The sequence below is a fragment of the Bacillus luti genome, assembly GCF_001884105.1.
Lineage (GTDB): Bacteria > Bacillota > Bacilli > Bacillales > Bacillaceae_G > Bacillus_A > Bacillus_A luti.
Genome location: NZ_MACI01000033.1, coordinates 1 through 18,749, shown reverse-complemented (window position 1 = coordinate 18,749; position 18,749 = coordinate 1). Strand labels below are relative to the sequence as shown.

At 37.3% G+C, this 18,749-nt stretch carries 17 protein-coding genes and 2 tRNA genes; all 19 read left to right on the top strand.

Translation table 11 applies throughout. From position 1 onward, the window contains the following. Positions 1-57 precede the first annotated feature (57 nt). The 19 genes from BAQ48_RS08000 to lysS all read left to right on the top strand — a co-directional run bounded on the left by BAQ48_RS08000 (position 58) and on the right by lysS (position 18,379). Positions 58-543 (top strand): S1 domain-containing RNA-binding protein, encoded by a 486-nt coding sequence (locus BAQ48_RS08000; protein ID WP_000021451.1) that lies wholly within the window; start codon positions 58-60, stop codon positions 541-543. A 160-nt stretch (positions 544-703) separates the two neighbouring features. Further along, a tRNA-Met gene (locus BAQ48_RS07995) sits at positions 704-777 on the top strand. 13 nt (positions 778-790) lie between these two features. Next, a tRNA-Glu gene (locus BAQ48_RS07990) sits at positions 791-862 on the top strand. Between the two features lie 259 nt (positions 863-1,121). After that, the gene (gene spoIIE, locus BAQ48_RS07985; protein WP_071710665.1) at positions 1,122-3,593 is read left to right on the top strand and encodes a stage II sporulation protein E; all 2,472 of its coding nucleotides are present in this window, start codon (positions 1,122-1,124) and stop codon (positions 3,591-3,593) included. Between the two features lie 254 nt (positions 3,594-3,847). After that, the gene (tilS, locus tag BAQ48_RS07980; protein WP_071710664.1) at positions 3,848-5,278 is read left to right on the top strand and encodes a tRNA lysidine(34) synthetase TilS; all 1,431 of its coding nucleotides are present in this window, start codon (positions 3,848-3,850) and stop codon (positions 5,276-5,278) included. After that, positions 5,275-5,817: a hypoxanthine phosphoribosyltransferase gene (hpt, locus tag BAQ48_RS07975; RefSeq protein WP_000981842.1), complete on the top strand. Its 543-nt coding sequence runs from the start codon at positions 5,275-5,277 to the stop codon at positions 5,815-5,817. Before tilS ends, hpt begins: the two co-directional genes overlap by 4 nt. An 85-nt stretch (positions 5,818-5,902) precedes the next feature. Then, positions 5,903-7,804 (top strand): ATP-dependent zinc metalloprotease FtsH, encoded by a 1,902-nt coding sequence (ftsH, locus tag BAQ48_RS07970; RefSeq protein ID WP_001079654.1) that lies wholly within the window; start codon positions 5,903-5,905, stop codon positions 7,802-7,804. Between the two features lie 242 nt (positions 7,805-8,046). Beyond that, positions 8,047-8,835, top strand: coding sequence for a type III pantothenate kinase (locus tag BAQ48_RS07965; RefSeq protein WP_071710663.1), 789 nt, complete (start codon positions 8,047-8,049; stop codon positions 8,833-8,835). Positions 8,836-8,841: 6 nt separating this feature from the next. Then, a complete protein-coding gene (gene hslO / locus BAQ48_RS07960) occupies positions 8,842-9,717 on the top strand; it encodes a redox-regulated molecular chaperone HslO (RefSeq protein WP_071710662.1) in 876 nt (291 codons plus the stop codon). Between the two features lie 112 nt (positions 9,718-9,829). After that, a complete protein-coding gene (cysK, locus tag BAQ48_RS07955; RefSeq protein WP_071710661.1) occupies positions 9,830-10,753 on the top strand; it encodes a cysteine synthase A in 924 nt (307 codons plus the stop codon). Between the two features lie 223 nt (positions 10,754-10,976). Further along, positions 10,977-12,374 (top strand): aminodeoxychorismate synthase component I, encoded by a 1,398-nt coding sequence (pabB, locus tag BAQ48_RS07950; protein ID WP_071710660.1) that lies wholly within the window; start codon positions 10,977-10,979, stop codon positions 12,372-12,374. A 5-nt stretch (positions 12,375-12,379) separates the two neighbouring features. Next, the gene (gene pabA / locus BAQ48_RS07945; RefSeq protein WP_071710659.1) at positions 12,380-12,967 is read left to right on the top strand and encodes an aminodeoxychorismate/anthranilate synthase component II; all 588 of its coding nucleotides are present in this window, start codon (positions 12,380-12,382) and stop codon (positions 12,965-12,967) included. Then, positions 12,961-13,833 (top strand): aminodeoxychorismate lyase, encoded by an 873-nt coding sequence (pabC, locus tag BAQ48_RS07940; RefSeq protein ID WP_071710658.1) that lies wholly within the window; start codon positions 12,961-12,963, stop codon positions 13,831-13,833. Before pabA ends, pabC begins: the two co-directional genes overlap by 7 nt. Then, positions 13,808-14,668, top strand: a complete 861-nt coding sequence (gene folP, locus BAQ48_RS07935) for a dihydropteroate synthase (RefSeq protein WP_071710657.1) — start codon at positions 13,808-13,810, stop codon at positions 14,666-14,668. Before pabC ends, folP begins: the two co-directional genes overlap by 26 nt. Beyond that, positions 14,669-15,031, top strand: a complete 363-nt coding sequence (gene folB, locus BAQ48_RS07930; protein ID WP_000358058.1) for a dihydroneopterin aldolase — start codon at positions 14,669-14,671, stop codon at positions 15,029-15,031. Beyond that, positions 15,028-15,543 (top strand): 2-amino-4-hydroxy-6-hydroxymethyldihydropteridine diphosphokinase, encoded by a 516-nt coding sequence (gene folK, locus BAQ48_RS07925; RefSeq protein WP_001059452.1) that lies wholly within the window; start codon positions 15,028-15,030, stop codon positions 15,541-15,543. The genes folB and folK overlap by 4 nt, the downstream gene beginning before the upstream one ends. Continuing rightward, on the top strand, positions 15,495-15,698 hold the full coding sequence (locus BAQ48_RS07920; RefSeq protein ID WP_000387027.1) for a helix-turn-helix domain-containing protein: 204 nt from the start codon (positions 15,495-15,497) through the stop codon (positions 15,696-15,698). The genes folK and BAQ48_RS07920 overlap by 49 nt, the downstream gene beginning before the upstream one ends. A 23-nt stretch (positions 15,699-15,721) precedes the next feature. Beyond that, positions 15,722-16,720: a tRNA dihydrouridine synthase DusB gene (gene dusB, locus BAQ48_RS07915; protein WP_071710656.1), complete on the top strand. Its 999-nt coding sequence runs from the start codon at positions 15,722-15,724 to the stop codon at positions 16,718-16,720. Positions 16,721-16,879: 159 nt separating this feature from the next. Beyond that, entirely contained in the window at positions 16,880-18,379 is a 1,500-nt protein-coding gene (lysS, locus tag BAQ48_RS07910) for a lysine--tRNA ligase (protein WP_048526409.1), read from the top strand. Positions 18,380-18,749: the final 370 nt, after the last annotated feature.

Genomic DNA, 18,749 nt, shown 5'->3' with positions numbered 1-18,749 from the left:
TTATATATAATAAAGTAAAATTTGACTTTTTAACCACTAAGGAGGAGCATTTTTTTTATGTCAATCGAGGTAGGCAGCAAGTTACAGGGTAAAGTAACAGGTATTACAAATTTTGGGGCTTTTGTGGAGCTGCCAGAAGGCTTAACGGGTCTTGTTCATATTAGTGAAGTTGCTGATAATTATGTGAAAGATATTAACGATCACTTAAAAGTGGGCGACCAAGTAGAAGTAAAAGTTATTAATGTTGAAAAAGATGGCAAGATTGGTCTATCTATTAAAAAAGCGAAAGAGCGTGAAAAAACAGAAGGAGATCGTCCACGTGGTGAATACCAACGCGGTGGCGATCAACAACGTTCTGGACGTCCACAACGTAATAATCGTTCTTTCAACAGAGATAACCGTGGCGGTGGTAACGACCGAGCTCCAAAAGAAACATTCGAGCAAAAAATGGCACGTTTCTTAAAGGATAGCGAAGATCGCTTAACTTCTTTAAAACGTAACACAGAATCTAAACGTGGTGGCCGTGGCGCACGTCGCGGATAATCAGAACGTTTAATTCTTAGCATATAGAGAGGTGCCCAGGGCAATTGCTCGGGGTGCTTTTTTATATGTAAAAATATATTTTTAAAAAAGTTTTCAAGATGTGTTGACTTTAAATTATATCTGATGTAAGATACTAATTGTCCGTTAAATAAGACGACATGGCGGTGTAGCTCAGCTGGCTAGAGCGTACGGTTCATACCCGTGAGGTCGGGGGTTCGATCCCCTCCGCCGCTATATTTATTTTAACGGCCCGTTGGTCAAGTGGTTAAGACACCGCCCTTTCACGGCGGTAACACGGGTTCGAATCCCGTACGGGTCATCTAAAAAGATCATGCAAATATGCATGATCTTTTTTTGTTAAATAAATTAAGATATACAATACTTCTACAAAATCACCCTATATTTTCTGAAAGTTCCGTCAAAACGCCGGAGATAAGTTACATACTATGTATATATGTAGAATTATTTCAAATAAAAAGTCGAACGATTATAAAAGTGAAAACTGTTGTTTTGACAAAAATCCCAATAATCATCTTTTATAATGACAGTAATTAAACTATGCAGGTGGTGTTAAAAATATGCCTAAAGCAGGAAGGAATACTATGAATACAAGTGCATTGGCAATGAATGAGAGTCAGCTTGGAGCAGCAAAGTGGACGAGTAAGTTGCGAATGAAGTTTGAGCAAGTTTTCTTTAGATGGGGATTTATTATTGTTGTTATTGGTTTTCTTTTGGGACGAGCATATATATTAACAAACATTTTACCGTTTGCACTGCCGTTTTTTGCTGCTGTTTATGTTATGAAGCGGGATAAAATGCCGCTCGCGTTCTTGGCTCTAATGGGAGGCGCACTTTCAGTTTCGATAGATAATTTATTTTTTACCTTTGCATCTATTTTTACTTTCTTCATTTATAATATCTTCTTTAGTCGATTTACACGCAAAACTGTTGGACTTGTTCCGTTCCAAGTATTTATCTCCGCATTAACCGCACACTTAGTTGTTGTTTATTTCGCGCAACAGACTGTCACCATGTACGATTTACTTGTTAGTACGATTGAGGCAGGGCTTAGCTTCGTATTAACTATGATATTTTTACAAAGTGTTCCGCTTTTAGTAGAAAGAAAAGGTAAACAGCAAGCGTTAGAGACAGAAGAAATCGTTTGTTTAATTATATTACTAGCATCTGTTTTAACAGGTACAACAGATTGGTTTGTATACGATGCTTCTATTCAACATATTTTTACTAGGTATTTAGTGCTCGTGTTTGCATTTATTGCGGGGGCCGCTACAGGATCTACAGTGGGGGTTGTAACTGGATTAATATTAAGTTTAGCCAATGTCTCCAGCTTATCTCAACTTAGTCTGTTAGCCTTTTCTGGATTGCTTGGTGGTTTATTAAAAGAAGGGAAGCGTTTAGGTGTTAGTTTAGGTTTATTAATTGGGACGAGCTTGATTACGTTATATGTAGACAAGCAAACAAACATTGTGACAACTTTAATTGAATCTGGTGTGGCGATTGTGTTCTTCTTATTAACACCAAAACTTGTTATGGACCGTATTGCTAAATTTATGCCAGGTACACAGGAACATTCGCAGGATCAACAACAATATTTAAGAAGGATGCGTGATGTTACAGCGAATAAAATTAATCAATTTGCAAATGTGTTTGCTGCTTTATCTAATAGCTTTTCTGTATATGGGTATGTGGAGGAGGAAGATAAAGAGACGGAGGCAGATTTGTTCTTAAGTACAATTACCGCAAAAACATGTCAAACGTGTTTTAAAAAAGATCAATGCTGGGTAGTTAATTTTGATAAAACATATGACTATATGAAACAGATCATGAGTGAAACGGAAGATGGGACGTTGCAACATAATCGGAAGTTAGTTCGTGAATGGGACAAGCATTGTGTGAGAGGAAAAAAAGTGACGGATTTAGTAGCGGGTGAATTAGATCACTTCTATGAAGGACAGAAATTACGCAAGCAAATGAAAGAAAATCGTAGAATAGTAGCGGAACAATTATTAGGTGTATCAAAAGTTATGGAGGATTTTGCTAAGGAAATACAAAAAGAGCGAGAAAATCATCAAGTACAGGAAGAACAGATTTTGCAAGCGTTCCGTGATTTCGGTGTCGAAGTGGAGCATGTTGACATTTATTGTTTGGATAGAGGAAGTATTGATATTGAAATGTTGATTCCAGCCGCATCTAATGAACACGGAGAGTGTGAAAAATTAGTTGCACCGATGCTTTCTGATATCTTAAAAGAAAATATTGTTGTTAAGCATGAAGAAAAATCTTCTTATCCAAATGGGCACAGTTTAATATCATTTGGTTCAGCAAAGACGTATTCCCTTGATACGGGATTGGCTACAGCTGCAAAAGGTGGTGGGTTCGTTTCGGGTGATTCTTATGCGATGATGGATTTAAGTGTTGGTAAGTATGCACTTGCGATTAGTGATGGTATGGGAAATGGGCAAAGAGCTCATATGGAGAGTAAGGAAACGGTAAAATTATTACAAAAAATACTTCAATCAGGTATTGATGAGGAAATAGCAATTAAGTCTATTAATTCAATTCTTTCTTTAAGAACAACAGAAGAAATGTTTACGACGTTGGATTTAGCTATGGTAGATTTACGGGATGCGAGTGCAAAGTTTTTAAAGATTGGGTCAACGCCGAGTTTTGTTAAGCGCGCAAATAATATTTTGAAAATTGAAGCAAGTAATTTACCGATGGGAATTATTGAAGATGTTGAAGTTGATGTGGTAGGTGAGCAATTAAAAACAGGCGATATCCTTATTATGATGAGCGATGGTATTTTTGAGGGAGCACAACATGTGGAAAACCATGAACTATGGATGAAGCGAAAAATTAAAGAATTGCAAACCGAAGACCCACAAGAAATTGCTGATATCATTATGGAAGAAGTAATTCGATCTTGTGATGGTTATATAAACGACGATATGACTATTGTTGTGGCGAAAGTGAAGAAAAATATGCCGAAGTGGGCTACGATTCCAATTGTAGGAATGCAGGCGCAATAAAGTGTTACTTTATTTGGTGGGGTGTTTGGTCACTGCCGATTAATATAGTCTATTTACAAAAAACCTAGGTAAATGCCTAGGTTTTTTTTGCCTTAAAAGGTAATGGTATTATTTTTATGAATATGCACGAAGGATGTAAGATAAAAATGTAATTTTTGTATATCTTTTTTTTGCACAATGTTTGTAAAAGTTGTACCATTATAGACAAGGCAACTAACGTTGCTGTTCTTGTTTAATGAAAGGTGATTACGAAGTTGAAAGATACATTTGTTGAAAAGGTAGATGACTTTGTAAAGCAGCACGATGTATTAAAGGAACGTTCAACAATTGTTGTAGGAGTTTCTGGTGGTCCTGACTCTTTGGCTCTTTTATATTATTTGTTAGAAAAAAGAGAGGCAAAGCGGTTGGAAATTGTAGTAGCGCATGTAGACCATATGTTTAGAGGAGATGAATCTCATGAGGACCTACAGTTTGTGCAGAATCTTTGTAAAGAGCTGGGAGTTATTTGTGAAACGATAAGGATTAACGTGTCGCAATATCAACAGCAATACGGGATGAATGCGCAGGTTGCTGCTAGAGAATGCAGATATGCATTTTTGGAAAGAATAATGAAGAAATATGATGCGAGATATGTAGCTCTTGGGCATCATGGAGATGATCAAGTAGAGACAATTTTAATGCGCCTTATGCGAGGGAGTACTCCAAAAGGGTATGCAGGAATTGCAGTGAAGCGTCCTTTTCATAATGGATATTTAATTAGGCCGTTACTTGGAGTAACAAAGGAAGAAATTATTAATTACTGTAATAAGCTAAATGTAATTCCCCGTATAGATCCGAGTAATAAAAAGGAAGTATATACAAGGAATCGATTACGTAAATATGTCCTCCCTCATTTGAAAGAAGAAAATCCACAAGTGCATGAGAAATTTCAAAAATTTAGCGTGCAGATGCAAGAGGATGAGGCTTATTTGCAGGAATTAGCTTTTGAGAAAATGAATAAAGTAATTACAAAAAAAAGTGATAAACAAATTAGCTTATCAATTCCTGCCTTCGAATCCATGTCTTTGCCTTTACAAAGGAGAGGGATTCAACTAATATTAAACTATCTTTATGAATATAAGATTCCGTCTTCTCTTTCTTCTATACATATTGACAAAGTGATTGAGTTTTTTAAGCGGACACAACCTTCGGGTTCACTTGATTTCCCAGGTGATTTAAAAATTGTCCGAACATATGAGGAGTGTAGCTTTAGATTTAAACAAGAAATTGTTTCTCCTTTTTCGCAAGATTTATCAGTACCAGGGATAATTACATTATCGAACGGTGATAAACTTGTAACAGAGGTGAGCGAAGATATACCAAGTAACATGAATGAAACAGTATTTGTTGCTAAGTATAATGATATATCATATCCACTTCGTATTCGCTCTAGAGAAAATGGAGATCGCATGTCAATACAAGGTATGAATGGCACCAAAAAGATAAAAGCTATTTTTATCGAAGCGAAAGTACCAAAAGAAAAAAGGGAAGAATGGCCGGTCGTTTGTGATGCAAGTGGAAATATTATTTGGGTACCCTTGTTGAAGCGATCTGCATTTGCTGTTTCGAAAGAAATGGCAAAGAAGGATAAATATATGATTATTCACTACAAAAGCAAGGAGTCTTCCGGGAGGATAATGAAATGATGAATCAAGATATCGAAAAAGTATTAATTTCTGAAGAACAAATACAAGAAAAGGTGCGCGAATTAGGTGCAATTATTGCAGAGGATTACAAAAATACAGTACCTCTTGCGATTGGTGTATTAAAGGGCGCAATGCCATTTATGGCAGATTTATTAAAGCGAACAGATACATATCTTGAAATGGATTTTATGGCTGTATCTAGCTACGGTCACTCTACAGTTTCAACAGGTGAAGTGAAAATTTTAAAAGACCTTGATACTTCTGTAGAAGGTCGCGATATTTTAATCGTTGAAGATATTATTGATAGCGGTCTTACGCTAAGCTATTTAGTAGACCTATTCAAATATCGTAAAGCGAAATCTGTAAAAATTGTTACGCTATTAGATAAACCAACAGGCCGCAAGGTTGATCTGAAAGCAGATTACGTTGGATTTACTGTTCCACATGAATTCGTTGTAGGATATGGATTAGATTATAAAGAGCAGTACCGTAATCTTCCTTATGTGGGAGTATTAAAACCAAGTGTTTACTCAAATTAATTAAATACAGGCGTTACAATTGTATAGGAAAGTTTTTCTATGTTACGATTTACTATAGTGTTTATGCCGTGAGAGGAGGTTAGGAATGAATCGTATCTTCCGTAATACCATCTTTTATTTACTGATATTCCTAGTAGTAATTGGAATCGTGAGTTATTTTAATGGTTCGACACAAAAAACGACACCAGTTAGCTACGATAAATTCATTACTAAACTAGAAAAAGGTGAAGTGCGCAATGTGCAACTTCAACCGAAAAATGGTGTGTTTGAAGTAAAAGGACAATTTAATACTTCTAGTCAAGGAGAACAATTTGTTACTTATGCACCAAATACTGAGGAATTACAAAAGAAAATTAATGATAAAGCGCAGGGTGCTGAAGTTAAGTATCAACCAGCAGAAGAAACAAGTGCTTGGGTAACGTTCTTTACTTCTATCATTCCGTTTGTCATTATCTTCATTTTATTCTTCTTCTTATTAAACCAAGCTCAGGGCGGCGGTAGCCGTGTTATGAACTTCGGAAAAAGTAAGGCGAAGTTATATAATGACGAAAAGAAAAAAGTTCGTTTCAGAGATGTTGCTGGAGCGGATGAAGAGAAACAAGAGCTTGTTGAGGTAGTTGAATTCTTGAAAGATCCTCGTAAGTTCGCTGAAGTTGGTGCTCGTATTCCGAAGGGTGTTCTATTAGTGGGACCTCCAGGTACAGGTAAAACTTTACTAGCACGTGCTGTTGCAGGTGAAGCTGGCGTTCCGTTCTTCTCTATTAGTGGTTCTGACTTCGTAGAGATGTTCGTCGGTGTCGGTGCATCCCGTGTACGTGATTTATTCGAAAATGCAAAGAAAAATGCTCCTTGTATCATTTTCATTGATGAAATTGATGCAGTAGGACGTCAACGTGGCGCTGGTCTTGGTGGTGGCCATGATGAGCGTGAACAAACGTTGAACCAATTACTTGTTGAAATGGATGGATTCGGTGCAAACGAAGGTATTATTATCATCGCTGCGACAAACCGTCCTGATATCCTTGATCCAGCATTATTACGTCCAGGTCGTTTTGACCGTCAAATTACAGTAGATCGTCCAGATGTAAATGGTCGTGAAGCTGTACTGAAAGTACATGCTCGTAATAAACCGCTTGATGAGAATATCAACTTAAGAGCAATTGCAACTCGTACGCCAGGATTCTCTGGTGCCGATCTTGAAAACTTATTAAACGAAGCTGCTTTAGTAGCTGCGCGTCAAGATAAGAAGAAAATTGATATGAGTGACATTGATGAAGCAACGGATCGTGTTATTGCAGGTCCGGCTAAGAAAAGTCGTGTTATCTCTGAAAAAGAACGTAATATCGTTGCTTTCCATGAAGCGGGTCACACTGTAATTGGTGTCGTTCTTGATGAAGCCGATGTCGTTCATAAAGTAACAATTGTCCCTCGTGGTCAAGCTGGTGGATACGCAGTAATGCTTCCGAAAGAAGATCGTTACTTCATGACAAAACCGGAGTTACTTGATAAAATCACTGGTTTACTTGGTGGTCGAGTAGCTGAGGAGATTGTATTTGGTGAAGTAAGTACAGGTGCTCACAACGACTTCCAACGTGCGACTGGTATTGCAAGACGTATGGTTACAGAATTTGGTATGAGTGACAAGCTTGGACCAATGCAATTCGGTAGCTCACAAGGTGGTCAAGTGTTCTTAGGAAGAGACTTCCATTCAGAACAAAACTACAGTGATGCAATTGCACACGAAATCGATGTGGAAATGCAAACGATTATGAAAGATTGTTATGCTCGTGCAAAACAAATTCTTACTGAAAATCGTGATAAACTAGATCTTATTGCGAAAACGTTACTTGAAGTAGAAACGTTAGATGCAGAGCAAATCAATCATTTATGTGATTACGGCAGATTGCCAGAACGTCCAACATCTTCAGCTGATGTGAAAGTAAACATCAACATGAAGAAAGACGATGAAGAAACAGAAGATAAGTAAGAAATGAAGGAGTGACGATGGTCACTCCTTTTTTGTTTGTTAAATTTTTTTTAATTACCATTGAAGGTCTATGGGATAAAGTAATTTCAGTAAAACTAGTATTAAAAATTGAAATGGAGAGCAATCTTTTTGTAAAATGGTGAGTATAGAAAAATGATTATATAAGTATGTGTGATATGATGTTTTTATAAGTTTTATACATATTGCACAAATATAGATTAAATAAGATAAGTGGTGAGAATATGATTTTTGTATTGGATGTAGGGAACACAAATGCGGTGTTAGGTGTGTTTGAAGGTGGGGAACTTCGTCAGCATTGGCGCATGGAAACAGATCGTCATAAAACAGAAGATGAGTATGGGATGCTTGTAAAGCAGTTGCTGGAGCATGAAGGTCTTTCGTTTGAAGATGTGAAAGGTATTATTGTGTCTTCAGTCGTACCACCAATTATGTTCGCTTTAGAGCGCATGTGTGAAAAATATTTTAAAATTAAACCGCTTGTAGTAGGACCTGGAATAAAAACGGGACTAAATATTAAATATGAAAACCCGCGTGAAGTAGGCGCAGATCGAATTGTAAATGCAGTAGCAGGAATCCATTTGTATGGAAGTCCGCTTATTATTGTTGATTTTGGTACGGCTACTACATATTGTTATATTAACGAAGAGAAGCATTATATGGGTGGTGTTATTACGCCAGGAATTATGATTTCAGCAGAGGCTTTATATAGTAGGGCTGCAAAACTTCCTCGTATTGAAATTACAAAACCAAGTAGTGTTGTTGGAAAGAATACAGTAAGTGCGATGCAATCTGGTATCCTTTATGGATATGTTGGACAAGTGGAAGGTATTGTTAAGCGTATGAAAGAGGAAGCTAAACAAGAACCGAAAGTTATTGCAACAGGTGGATTGGCGAAATTAATTTCAGAAGAATCGAATGTAATTGATGTTGTAGATCCATTCTTAACGTTAAAAGGTTTATATATGTTATATGAGCGTAATGCAAATTTACAGCATGAGAAAGGTGAATAAATACGTATGAAAGATTATTTAGTAAAAGCATTAGCGTTTGATGGGGAAGTGCGTGCGTATAGTGTACGTACAACAAACACAGTAGGTGAGGCGCAAAGACGTCATGATACATGGAGAACAGCTTCAGCGGCGCTTGGTCGTTCTTTGACTGCAGGTACAATGATGGGTGCGATGTTAAAAGGCGAACAAAAGTTAACGATTAAGGTAGAAGGTAACGGCCCAATCGGTCCTATCTTAGTGGATGCTCATGCAAATGGAGATGTACGTGGTTATGTAACAAATCCGCATGTTGATTTTGAAGGGACAGAACAGGGAAAATTACGTGTCTATCAAGCGGTAGGTACAGAAGGTTTTGTAACAGTAATTAAAGATATTGGTATGCGTGAGCCATTTATCGGTCAATCCCCAATCGTTTCCGGAGAATTAGGGGAAGACTTCACGTATTATTTCGCAGTTTCTGAACAGACGCCTTCTTCTGTAGGTGTTGGTGTTCTTGTAAATGGAGATGATAGCATATTAGCTGCAGGTGGATTTATTCTTCAAATTATGCCAGGTGCACAGGAAGAAACAATTTCATTCATTGAAGATCGCTTGCAAAAAATCCCTCCTGTATCAACGTTGATCGAACAAGGTCTTTCTCCAGAAGAGTTACTATATGCAGTGCTGGGTGAAGATAAAGTAAAAGTATTAGAAACGATGGATGTTCAATTTAATTGCACGTGCTCGCGCGAACGTATTGAGAGTGTGTTAATTAGTTTAGGTAAAACAGAGTTAGAGCAAGTTCGTGAAGAAGAGGAAGAGACAGAAGTTCATTGTCATTTCTGTAATGAGAGATACAAGTTCTCTAAAGAAGATATCACAAATTTAATTGAGAATCTGTAATAAGAGAATTAAGGGAGCGACCCTCCAAATAGATTGACAAACAGGGAATTTTCTGACAAAATCTAAATATAGATAAAACCAATAAAAATACTCGGTGTTAGGAGTGACAGGAATGCGAGTGGCACAATCAGTTTCAGAATTAATCGGGAAAACGCCGATCGTTAAGTTGAACCGCATCGTAGAATCAAACAGCGCAGATATATACTTAAAATTAGAATTTATGAATCCGGGGAGCAGTGTTAAAGATCGTATTGCATTAGCTATGATTGAAGATGCTGAAAAAAAAGGATTGTTAAAAGAAGGCGATACAATCATTGAGCCAACAAGTGGTAACACAGGAATTGGCTTAGCGATGGTAGCAGCTGCTAAAGGATATAAGGCAATTTTAGTAATGCCAGAAACAATGAGTGTGGAGCGTCGTAATTTATTACGTGCTTACGGTGCTGAATTAGTATTGACTCCAGGGCCTGAAGGAATGGGCGGAGCAATTCGTCAAGCGACTGAATTAGCGAAAGAGCATGGCTACTTTATACCGCAACAGTTCAAAAATCAATCGAATCCAGAAATTCATCGTTTAACAACGGGTCCAGAAATTGTTGAACAAATGGGTGATCAACTAGATGCGTTTATTGCGGGTATTGGTACAGGTGGAACAATTACTGGTGCTGGTGAAGTGCTGAAGGAAGCGTATAAAGATATTAAAATTTATGCAGTAGAACCTGCGGATTCGCCAGTGTTATCTGGTGGAAAACCGGGTCCACATAAAATCCAAGGAATTGGAGCAGGATTTGTTCCAGAGACATTGGATGTAGAAATATATGATGAAATCATTCAAGTAAAGGCAGAGCAAGCGTTCGAATATGCGAGAAGAGTGGCTAAAGAGGAAGGTATTTTAGTCGGTATCTCTTCAGGGGCAGTTATTTATGCAGCGACAGAAGTTGCCAAAAAGTTAGGTGAAGGGAAAAAGGTACTTGTTATTATCCCAAGTAATGGTGAACGTTATTTAAGTACACCACTTTATCAATTTGAATCCTAATTAAATGTGATTGAAAAAGCATCCTTGAAAAAGGATGCTTTTTTCTTTTTGGATTGGAAATAGGAAAAGAGTGAATGACTAGAAAACTTCATGTAAAATAAGAGGTAGTATAATTAATTTATTTTCACTAGCCCTTGAGTATAATCATTCTCCATATACATAACATATGTAGTTTGAAATGATTAATCTAAGAGGGTGGGATAAAAGAAGACGGGGTGTTGATATGCAACGAAGAAAATCTTTAGCGCTTTCTATTCCATATCAGTTAGACTTTTTTAAACAATATAAATTTCTTTCTCAGGATAAGCCGCAACATATTTTGTTAGAAAGTGGACGTGGCGGCCGTTATAACATTGTGGGGCTAAATCCGGTAGCGGTAATCCAAGGGAAGGATGAAACGTTACATATAAGCGAAAGTGGTAAGGAAACAATAAAGCGAGGGAATCCATTAGATTTAATGCAAGAATATATGGAGAAATGGAAAACGGACTATAATCCAGAGTACCCGCCTTTCCAAGGTGGAGCGATTGGTTACTTTAGTTATGATTGTATCCGTTACATCGAAAAACTTCCTTCTCTTGCGGAGGATGACATTAATATACCTGATATATTCTTTTTGTTATTTGATGATGTGTTTGTATATGATCAAGAAGAAAAAGTATTATGGATTATTACGCATTATGTAGATAAGCATGAAGAGGCAAAAGAGCGATTAAATGAATGGAAGGTTCTTTGGGCGACAGAAGCGCCGGAAGTGACTATACCGTTTGTGTGCCCTGAAAAGAAAAGTGAAGCAGTTGCTTTTACTGAAGAAAGCTTTATGAAGGCGGTTGAATGTATTCAAGAATATATTGGTGCTGGTGATGTATTCCAAGTTAACTTGTCGACAAGACAAGAAAGAACGTTACAAACACACCCGCTAGAAATTTATACAAGTCTTCGTGAAATTAATCCATCTCCATATATGGGTTACTTGGAGCTTGGAGATTTTCAAATTGTTAGTGGATCGCCAGAGTTACTAATTAAGAAACAAGGAACCGAAGTAAGCACAAGACCAATTGCTGGAACGAGATCTAGAGGGGCGAACGAGCAAGAGGATGAAGAATTGGCAAGAGAATTAATTGAGAACGAAAAAGAAAGAGCAGAGCACGTCATGCTTGTGGATTTAGAACGAAATGATTTAGGACGTGTTTGTAAATATGGCACTGTAGAAGTAGATGAATTTATGGTAATTGAGAAATACTCACATGTTATGCATATTGTTTCTAATGTGCGTGGTGAGGTGGAAGAAGATAAAGATGCTTTTGATTTAGTGAAGGCTGTATTCCCAGGGGGGACAATTACTGGTGCCCCGAAAATACGTACGATGGAAATTATTGAAGAGTTAGAACCTGTTCGCCGAGGGATTTATACAGGTTCAATCGGTTGGATCGGTTATTCTGGAGATACAGAATTGAATATTGTAATTAGGACACTTCTTGCTAAAGATGGAAAAGCACATGTACAAGCAGGAGCGGGAATTGTAATTGATTCGAATCCGAAGAATGAATATAAAGAGTCGTTAAAAAAGGCGATTGCTTTATGGCGTGCAAAAGAACGTAGCGAAGAAACGGTTAGGTGAGAGAAATGATATTAATGATTGATAATTATGATTCTTTTACATTTAATTTAGTGCAGTTTCTTGGAGAACTTGGACAAGAGCTTGTTGTTAAACGTAACGATGAAGTGACTATTTCAGATATTGAGAATATGAAACCAGACTTTTTAATGATTTCGCCAGGTCCATGTAGTCCGAATGAAGCAGGAATTAGTATGGAGGTTATTCGATACTTTGCTGGAAAGATTCCGATTTTTGGGGTTTGTCTTGGGCATCAATCCATTGCGCAAGTGTTTGGTGGGGAGGTTGTTCGTGCGGAACGATTAATGCATGGAAAAACTTCGCTTATGCATCATGACGGAAAGACGATTTTCTCGGATATTCCTAATCCGTTTACTGCGACGCGTTACCATTCCTTAATTGTTAAGAAAGAGACGTTACCAGATTGTTTAGAGGTAACATCTTGGACGGTGGAAGGGGAAATTATGGCGCTTCGTCATACAACATTGCCGATCGAAGGTGTGCAGTTCCACCCGGAATCTATTATGACTTCTCATGGGAAAGAGTTGCTACAGAATTTTATTCGTAAATACAGTCCTAGTGTGGCATCATGCTAATTTACGTAAATGGTGAGTATGTAGAAGCGAGTGAAGCGAAAATCTCTCCTTATGACCATGGTTATTTATATGGCCTTGGGGTTTTTGAGACGTTTCGCATTTATAATGGTCATCCTTTTTTGTTGGATGACCATTATAACCGTTTAATAGATGCGCTGGATACATTGCAAATCAAATGGACAATGACAAAAGATGATGTAATGTTTATTTTGAAAAATTTACTCGTTCAGAATGGATTGGAACACGCGTACGTACGCTTTAATGTGTCGGCGGGTATAGATGAAATAGGATTGCAAACAGCAATGTATGAAGAACCGTCTGTTATTGTTTTTATAAAACCTTTAGCAGCCCCAGGAGATATAGTGGAAAAAGAAGGGGTTATTTTAAAGCAGGTGCGCAATACGCCGGAAGGGGCATTGCGCTTGAAATCTCATCATTATTTAAATAACATTTTAGGGAAGCGTGAAATTGGAAATGTTGTGAATAAGGAAGGTATTTTCCTTACTGAAGCAGGTTATGTTGCAGAGGGTATTGTTTCGAATCTCTTTTTTGTGAAAGATAATATTTTGTATACACCTTCGCTAAAAACGGGGATTTTAAATGGTATCACTCGTGCGTTTATTATAAAGATTGCAGAGGAATTTGGTATAGAAGTGAAGGAAGGTTTCTTTAAGAAAGATGAATTACTTTCCGCAGATGAAATCTTCGTAACAAACTCCATTCAAGAAGTTATTCCGCTTTGTCGTATAGAAGGGCGAGATTTCCCGGGTAAAGTGGGAGTGGTTACAAAAAGATTGATGAATCTTTATGAAATGCAGAGAGAGAAATTGTGGAGCAGAAATGAATTACGAAGAGGAGATGTGTAATTTGAAGTGGGATTATGATTTACGCTGCGGTGAATATACATTGAATTTAAATGAAAAAACATTAATTATGGGGATTTTAAATGTAACGCCAGATTCATTTTCAGATGGTGGGAGTTACAATGAGGTAGAGGCTGCAGTGCGCCATGCAAGAGAAATGCGAGATGAAGGTGCTCATATTATTGATATTGGTGGAGAATCTACTCGCCCAGGTTTTGCTAAAGTATCAGTAGAAGAAGAAATTAAGCGAGTTGTTCCAATGATTCAGGCGGTTTCAAAAGAGGTGAAATTGCCTATATCTATCGATACATATAAAGCTGAGGTTGCAAAGCAAGCAATTGAAGCTGGCGCTCATATTATTAATGATATTTGGGGAGCGAAGGCGGAACCGAAAATTGCTGAAGTTGCAGCTCATTATAATGTGCCTATCATCTTGATGCATAACCGCGATAATATGAATTATCGTAATTTAATGGCGGATATGATTGCCGATTTGCATGATAGTATTAAAGTTGCTAAAGATGCTGGTGTGCGAGATGAGAATATTATTTTAGACCCGGGCATCGGTTTCGCTAAAACGCCTGAACAAAACTTAGAGGCGATGCGCAATTTAGAACAGTTAAACATACTAGGTTACCCAGTTCTCTTAGGTACTTCAAGAAAGTCCTTTATTGGGCATGTGCTAGATTTACCGGTAGAGGAACGTCTTGAGGGAACGGGAGCTACTGTTTGTCTTGGTATTGAAAAAGGTTGTGAGTTTGTTCGTGTTCATGATGTGAAGGAAATGGCACGTATGGCTAAGATGATGGATGCGATGATTGGTAAGGGGGCGAAGTAATTGGATAAAATTTATATCCATGATATGGAGTTTTACGGTTATCATGGTGTATTCCCAGAAGAAAATAAATTAGGTCAGAGATTTAAAGTCGACTTAACAGTAGAATTGGATTTGAAACAGGCGGGAGAAAGTGATGACTTAGAGCATTCGGTCAATTATGGAGAACTTTTCGAACTGTGTAGAAAAGTTGTTGAAGATAGAACGTATAAGCTTGTAGAGAGTATTGCTGAAAATATCGCTACAGATATATTGAAACAATATGAGAGTATTTTGCGTTGTACAATTAAAGTAATTAAACCGGATCCGCCGATACCTGGGCATTATCGCGCTGTAGCAGTGGAAATTACGAGAGAACGTCCATGAATAACATAGCGTACATTGCATTAGGTTCAAATATTGGAGAGCGTTATACGTATTTAACTGAAGCGATTCAGTTTCTAAATAAAAATCCTTATATCCAAGTTGAGGATGTTTCGTCTGTATATGAAACGGAACCAGTTGGCTATACTGACCAAAGTTGCTTTTTAAATTTAGTTATAAAAATTTCTACCAATTTATCACCGCAAGAATTATTGAAAGTAACGCAAAAAGTAGAAAACAACCTAGGAAGAAAAAGGGAAATCAGGTGGGGCCCGAGGACTATCGACCTTGACATTTTACTATATAATCAAGAAAATATTGAAGCGGAGAATCTTATTGTTCCGCATCCGCGGATGTTCGAAAGAGCTTTTGTTATCGTTCCGTTGTTAGAGATTAATCAAGATATAAAACAAGACATTTCACGTTCACAAGTAGAAGAAATGAAAAGGCGAGAGGGAGTAACGGTATGGAAGCAGAAAAATGGGGAAGACGCATTCGTGCTTTTCGAAAGCTAAAAGGTTATACGCAAGAAGGTTTTGCAAAAGAATTAGGGGTATCTGTATCTGTTTTAGGTGAAGTTGAGAGAGGTAATCGATCGCCTTCCCAAGATTTTGTAGTGGAAGTTGCTAAAGCGTTAAAGGTCTCGATAGATGAGCTAATGCCAAAGTGACCATGAAGGAAGGAGTAAATCGAGTGTTAAAGATCGCAAATATTGAGATGAAAAATCCGGTTGTATTAGCACCGATGGCGGGAGTGTGTAACTCTGCATTCCGTTTGACAGTAAAAGAATTTGGTGCAGGTCTAGTTTGTGCCGAAATGGTAAGTGATAAGGCAATACTACTGAACAATAAAAGAACATTAGATATGTTATACATCGATGAGAGAGAAAAGCCATTAAGTTTACAAATTTTTGGTGGAGAGAAAGAAACTCTTGTAGATGCTGCGAAATACGTAGATCAATATACGACAGCAGACATCATTGATATTAATATGGGGTGCCCAGTACCGAAAATCGTTAAGTGTGATGCGGGAGCAAAGTGGCTTTTAGACCCAAATAAAATATATGAAATGGTAGCGGCAGTTGTAGATGCTGTTAAAAAACCAGTTACAGTTAAAATGCGTATTGGTTGGGATGAGGATCATATTTTCGCAATCGAGAATGCAAAAGCTGTTGAGCGTGCTGGTGGACAAGCGGTAGCAGTTCATGGGCGTACACGAGTACAAATGTATGAAGGAAAAGCGGATTGGGATATTATTAAACAAGTAAAGCGATCTGTAAATATCCCGGTTATCGGAAATGGTGATGTCGCAACGCCACAAGATGCAAAGCGTATGATTGATGAAATTGGCGTAGATGGTGTTATGATTGGTCGCGCTGCTCTTGGAGATCCGTGGATGATTTATCGTACGGTAAAGTATTTAGAGACGGGTGAATTAATGCCGGAACCGACAGTGCGCGAGAAAATTGACGTATGTATGTTGCATCTAGATCGTCTTATCGATTTAAAGAACGAAAATGTCGCTGTAAGAGAGATGAGAAAGCATGCAGCTTGGTATTTAAAAGGTATTCGTGGTAATGCAACTGTACGTAATGGTATCAATGCTTGTAATACGCGTGAAGACCTTGCGAATGTATTAGGTGCGTTTGTAGAAGAAGTAGAAGCAAAACAACAAACAATTCACGTTGGTTAATAATAGATAGGGAAGATTGACATTCTTCTACACACTTCCTATAATTACGTGAAAGAAAGAAGAACTGCCAGTTAGTTGCTGGCAGTTTTTCTAGTTGAGTAGAAAATGCTATACTGTATATATTGTAAAAATTAATAGAGCTGGAGTGATATCAATACCATGGATAACATGAACCACGAAGAATTAAACGACCAATTGCTTGTTCGTCGTGAAAAGCTACATAACTTACGTGAGCAAGGAATCGATCCGTTCGGTAAACGATTTGAACGTACAAATGCAACAAATGACTTATTAAGCTTATATGGAGAGTTCTCTAAAGAAGAATTAGAAGAGAAAGAAATCTCTGTTTCTATCGCTGGTCGTATCATGACAAAACGCGGTAAAGGAAAAGCTGGATTTGCACATATTCAAGATTTACATGGACAAGTTCAAATTTATGTTCGTAAAGATGCTGTTGGAGATGAAGAGTACGAATTATTTAAAACAGCAGACTTAGGTGACTTAGTAGGTATTGAAGGTAAAGTGTTCAAAACGAACGTTGGAGAACTTTCAGTAAAAGCAACGGGCTTTACACTATTAACGAAATCTCTTCGTCCACTACCGGATAAATACCACGGATTAAAAGATGTTGAACAACGCTACCGTCAACGTTATTTAGACTTAATTACAAGTATGGAAAGCCGTGAAACATTCGTTACTCGTAGTAAGATCATTCGTGAAATGAGAAGATACTTAGATGACAACGGTTATCTTGAAGTGGAAACACCTATGATGCATGCAATTGCAGGTGGAGCTTCTGCTCGTCCTTTCATTACGCACCATAATGCGTTAGATATGGAATTATATATGCGTATCGCAATTGAACTTCATTTAAAACGCCTTATCGTGGGTGGATTAGAAAAAGTTTATGAAATCGGTCGTGTATTCCGTAATGAGGGTGTATCAACTCGTCATAACCCTGAGTTTACGATGATTGAATTGTATGAAGCGTATGCTGATTATAAAGATATTATGAAACTAACAGAAAATATGGTTGCTCATATTGCGAAACAAGTACTAGGTACAACAACAATCCAATATGGTGATTATGAAATTAATCTAGAACCAGAATGGACACGTCTTCATATGGTAGATGCAATTAAAGAACATTCTGGAGCAGATTTCTGGAATCCAATGAGTGTGGAAGAAGCGCGTGAACTTGCAAAAGAACATAATGTAGATATTAAAGATACAATGGAAGTTGGTCATATTATAAATGAATTCTTCGAACAAAAAGTAGAAGATAAATTAATCCAACCAACATTTATTTACGGTCATCCGGTAGAAATTTCGCCACTTGCGAAAAAGAATGATGAAGATCCACGATTCACAGATCGTTTCGAATTATTTATCGTTGCACGTGAACATGCAAATGCATTCACTGAGTTAAATGATCCAATCGATCAAAAAGAACGTTTTGAAGCGCAATTAAAAGAACGCGAACAAGGTAATGATGAAGCTCACATGATGGATGATGATTATATCGAAGCTCTTGAGTATGGTATGCCTCCTACAGGTGGACTAGGAATTGGTATTGATCGTCTTGTTATGTTATTAACGAATGCACCATCTATTCGTGATGTATTATTATTCCCTGCTATGCGTCATAAACAAGACTAAGCTTTGGAGATTTCTCCAAAGCTTTTTTTATTTGAATATGAGTTACTTGGAGATAGTAAATCTTGATAGTGTGGAAAATTATATTTATATAGAAGAAATATGCTGTTTTTATACTTTTTTACTAAGTTAAAAATTTTATTAGAAAAACTATTGCATTTTAATAATCGAACTGGTATATTTATATTCGTTGCCACGAAAGGTAACAAGCAAAACAAACGAAAAACAACTTATTAAAAAAAGTTGTTGACGAAAATATAACAAAATGTTATATTAATAAAGTCGCTTCTGAGCGATGAAGAAGTTCTTTGAAAACTGAACGAAACAAACAACGTGAAACGTCAATTTTTATTTTTAGATGCTAGACAAACTA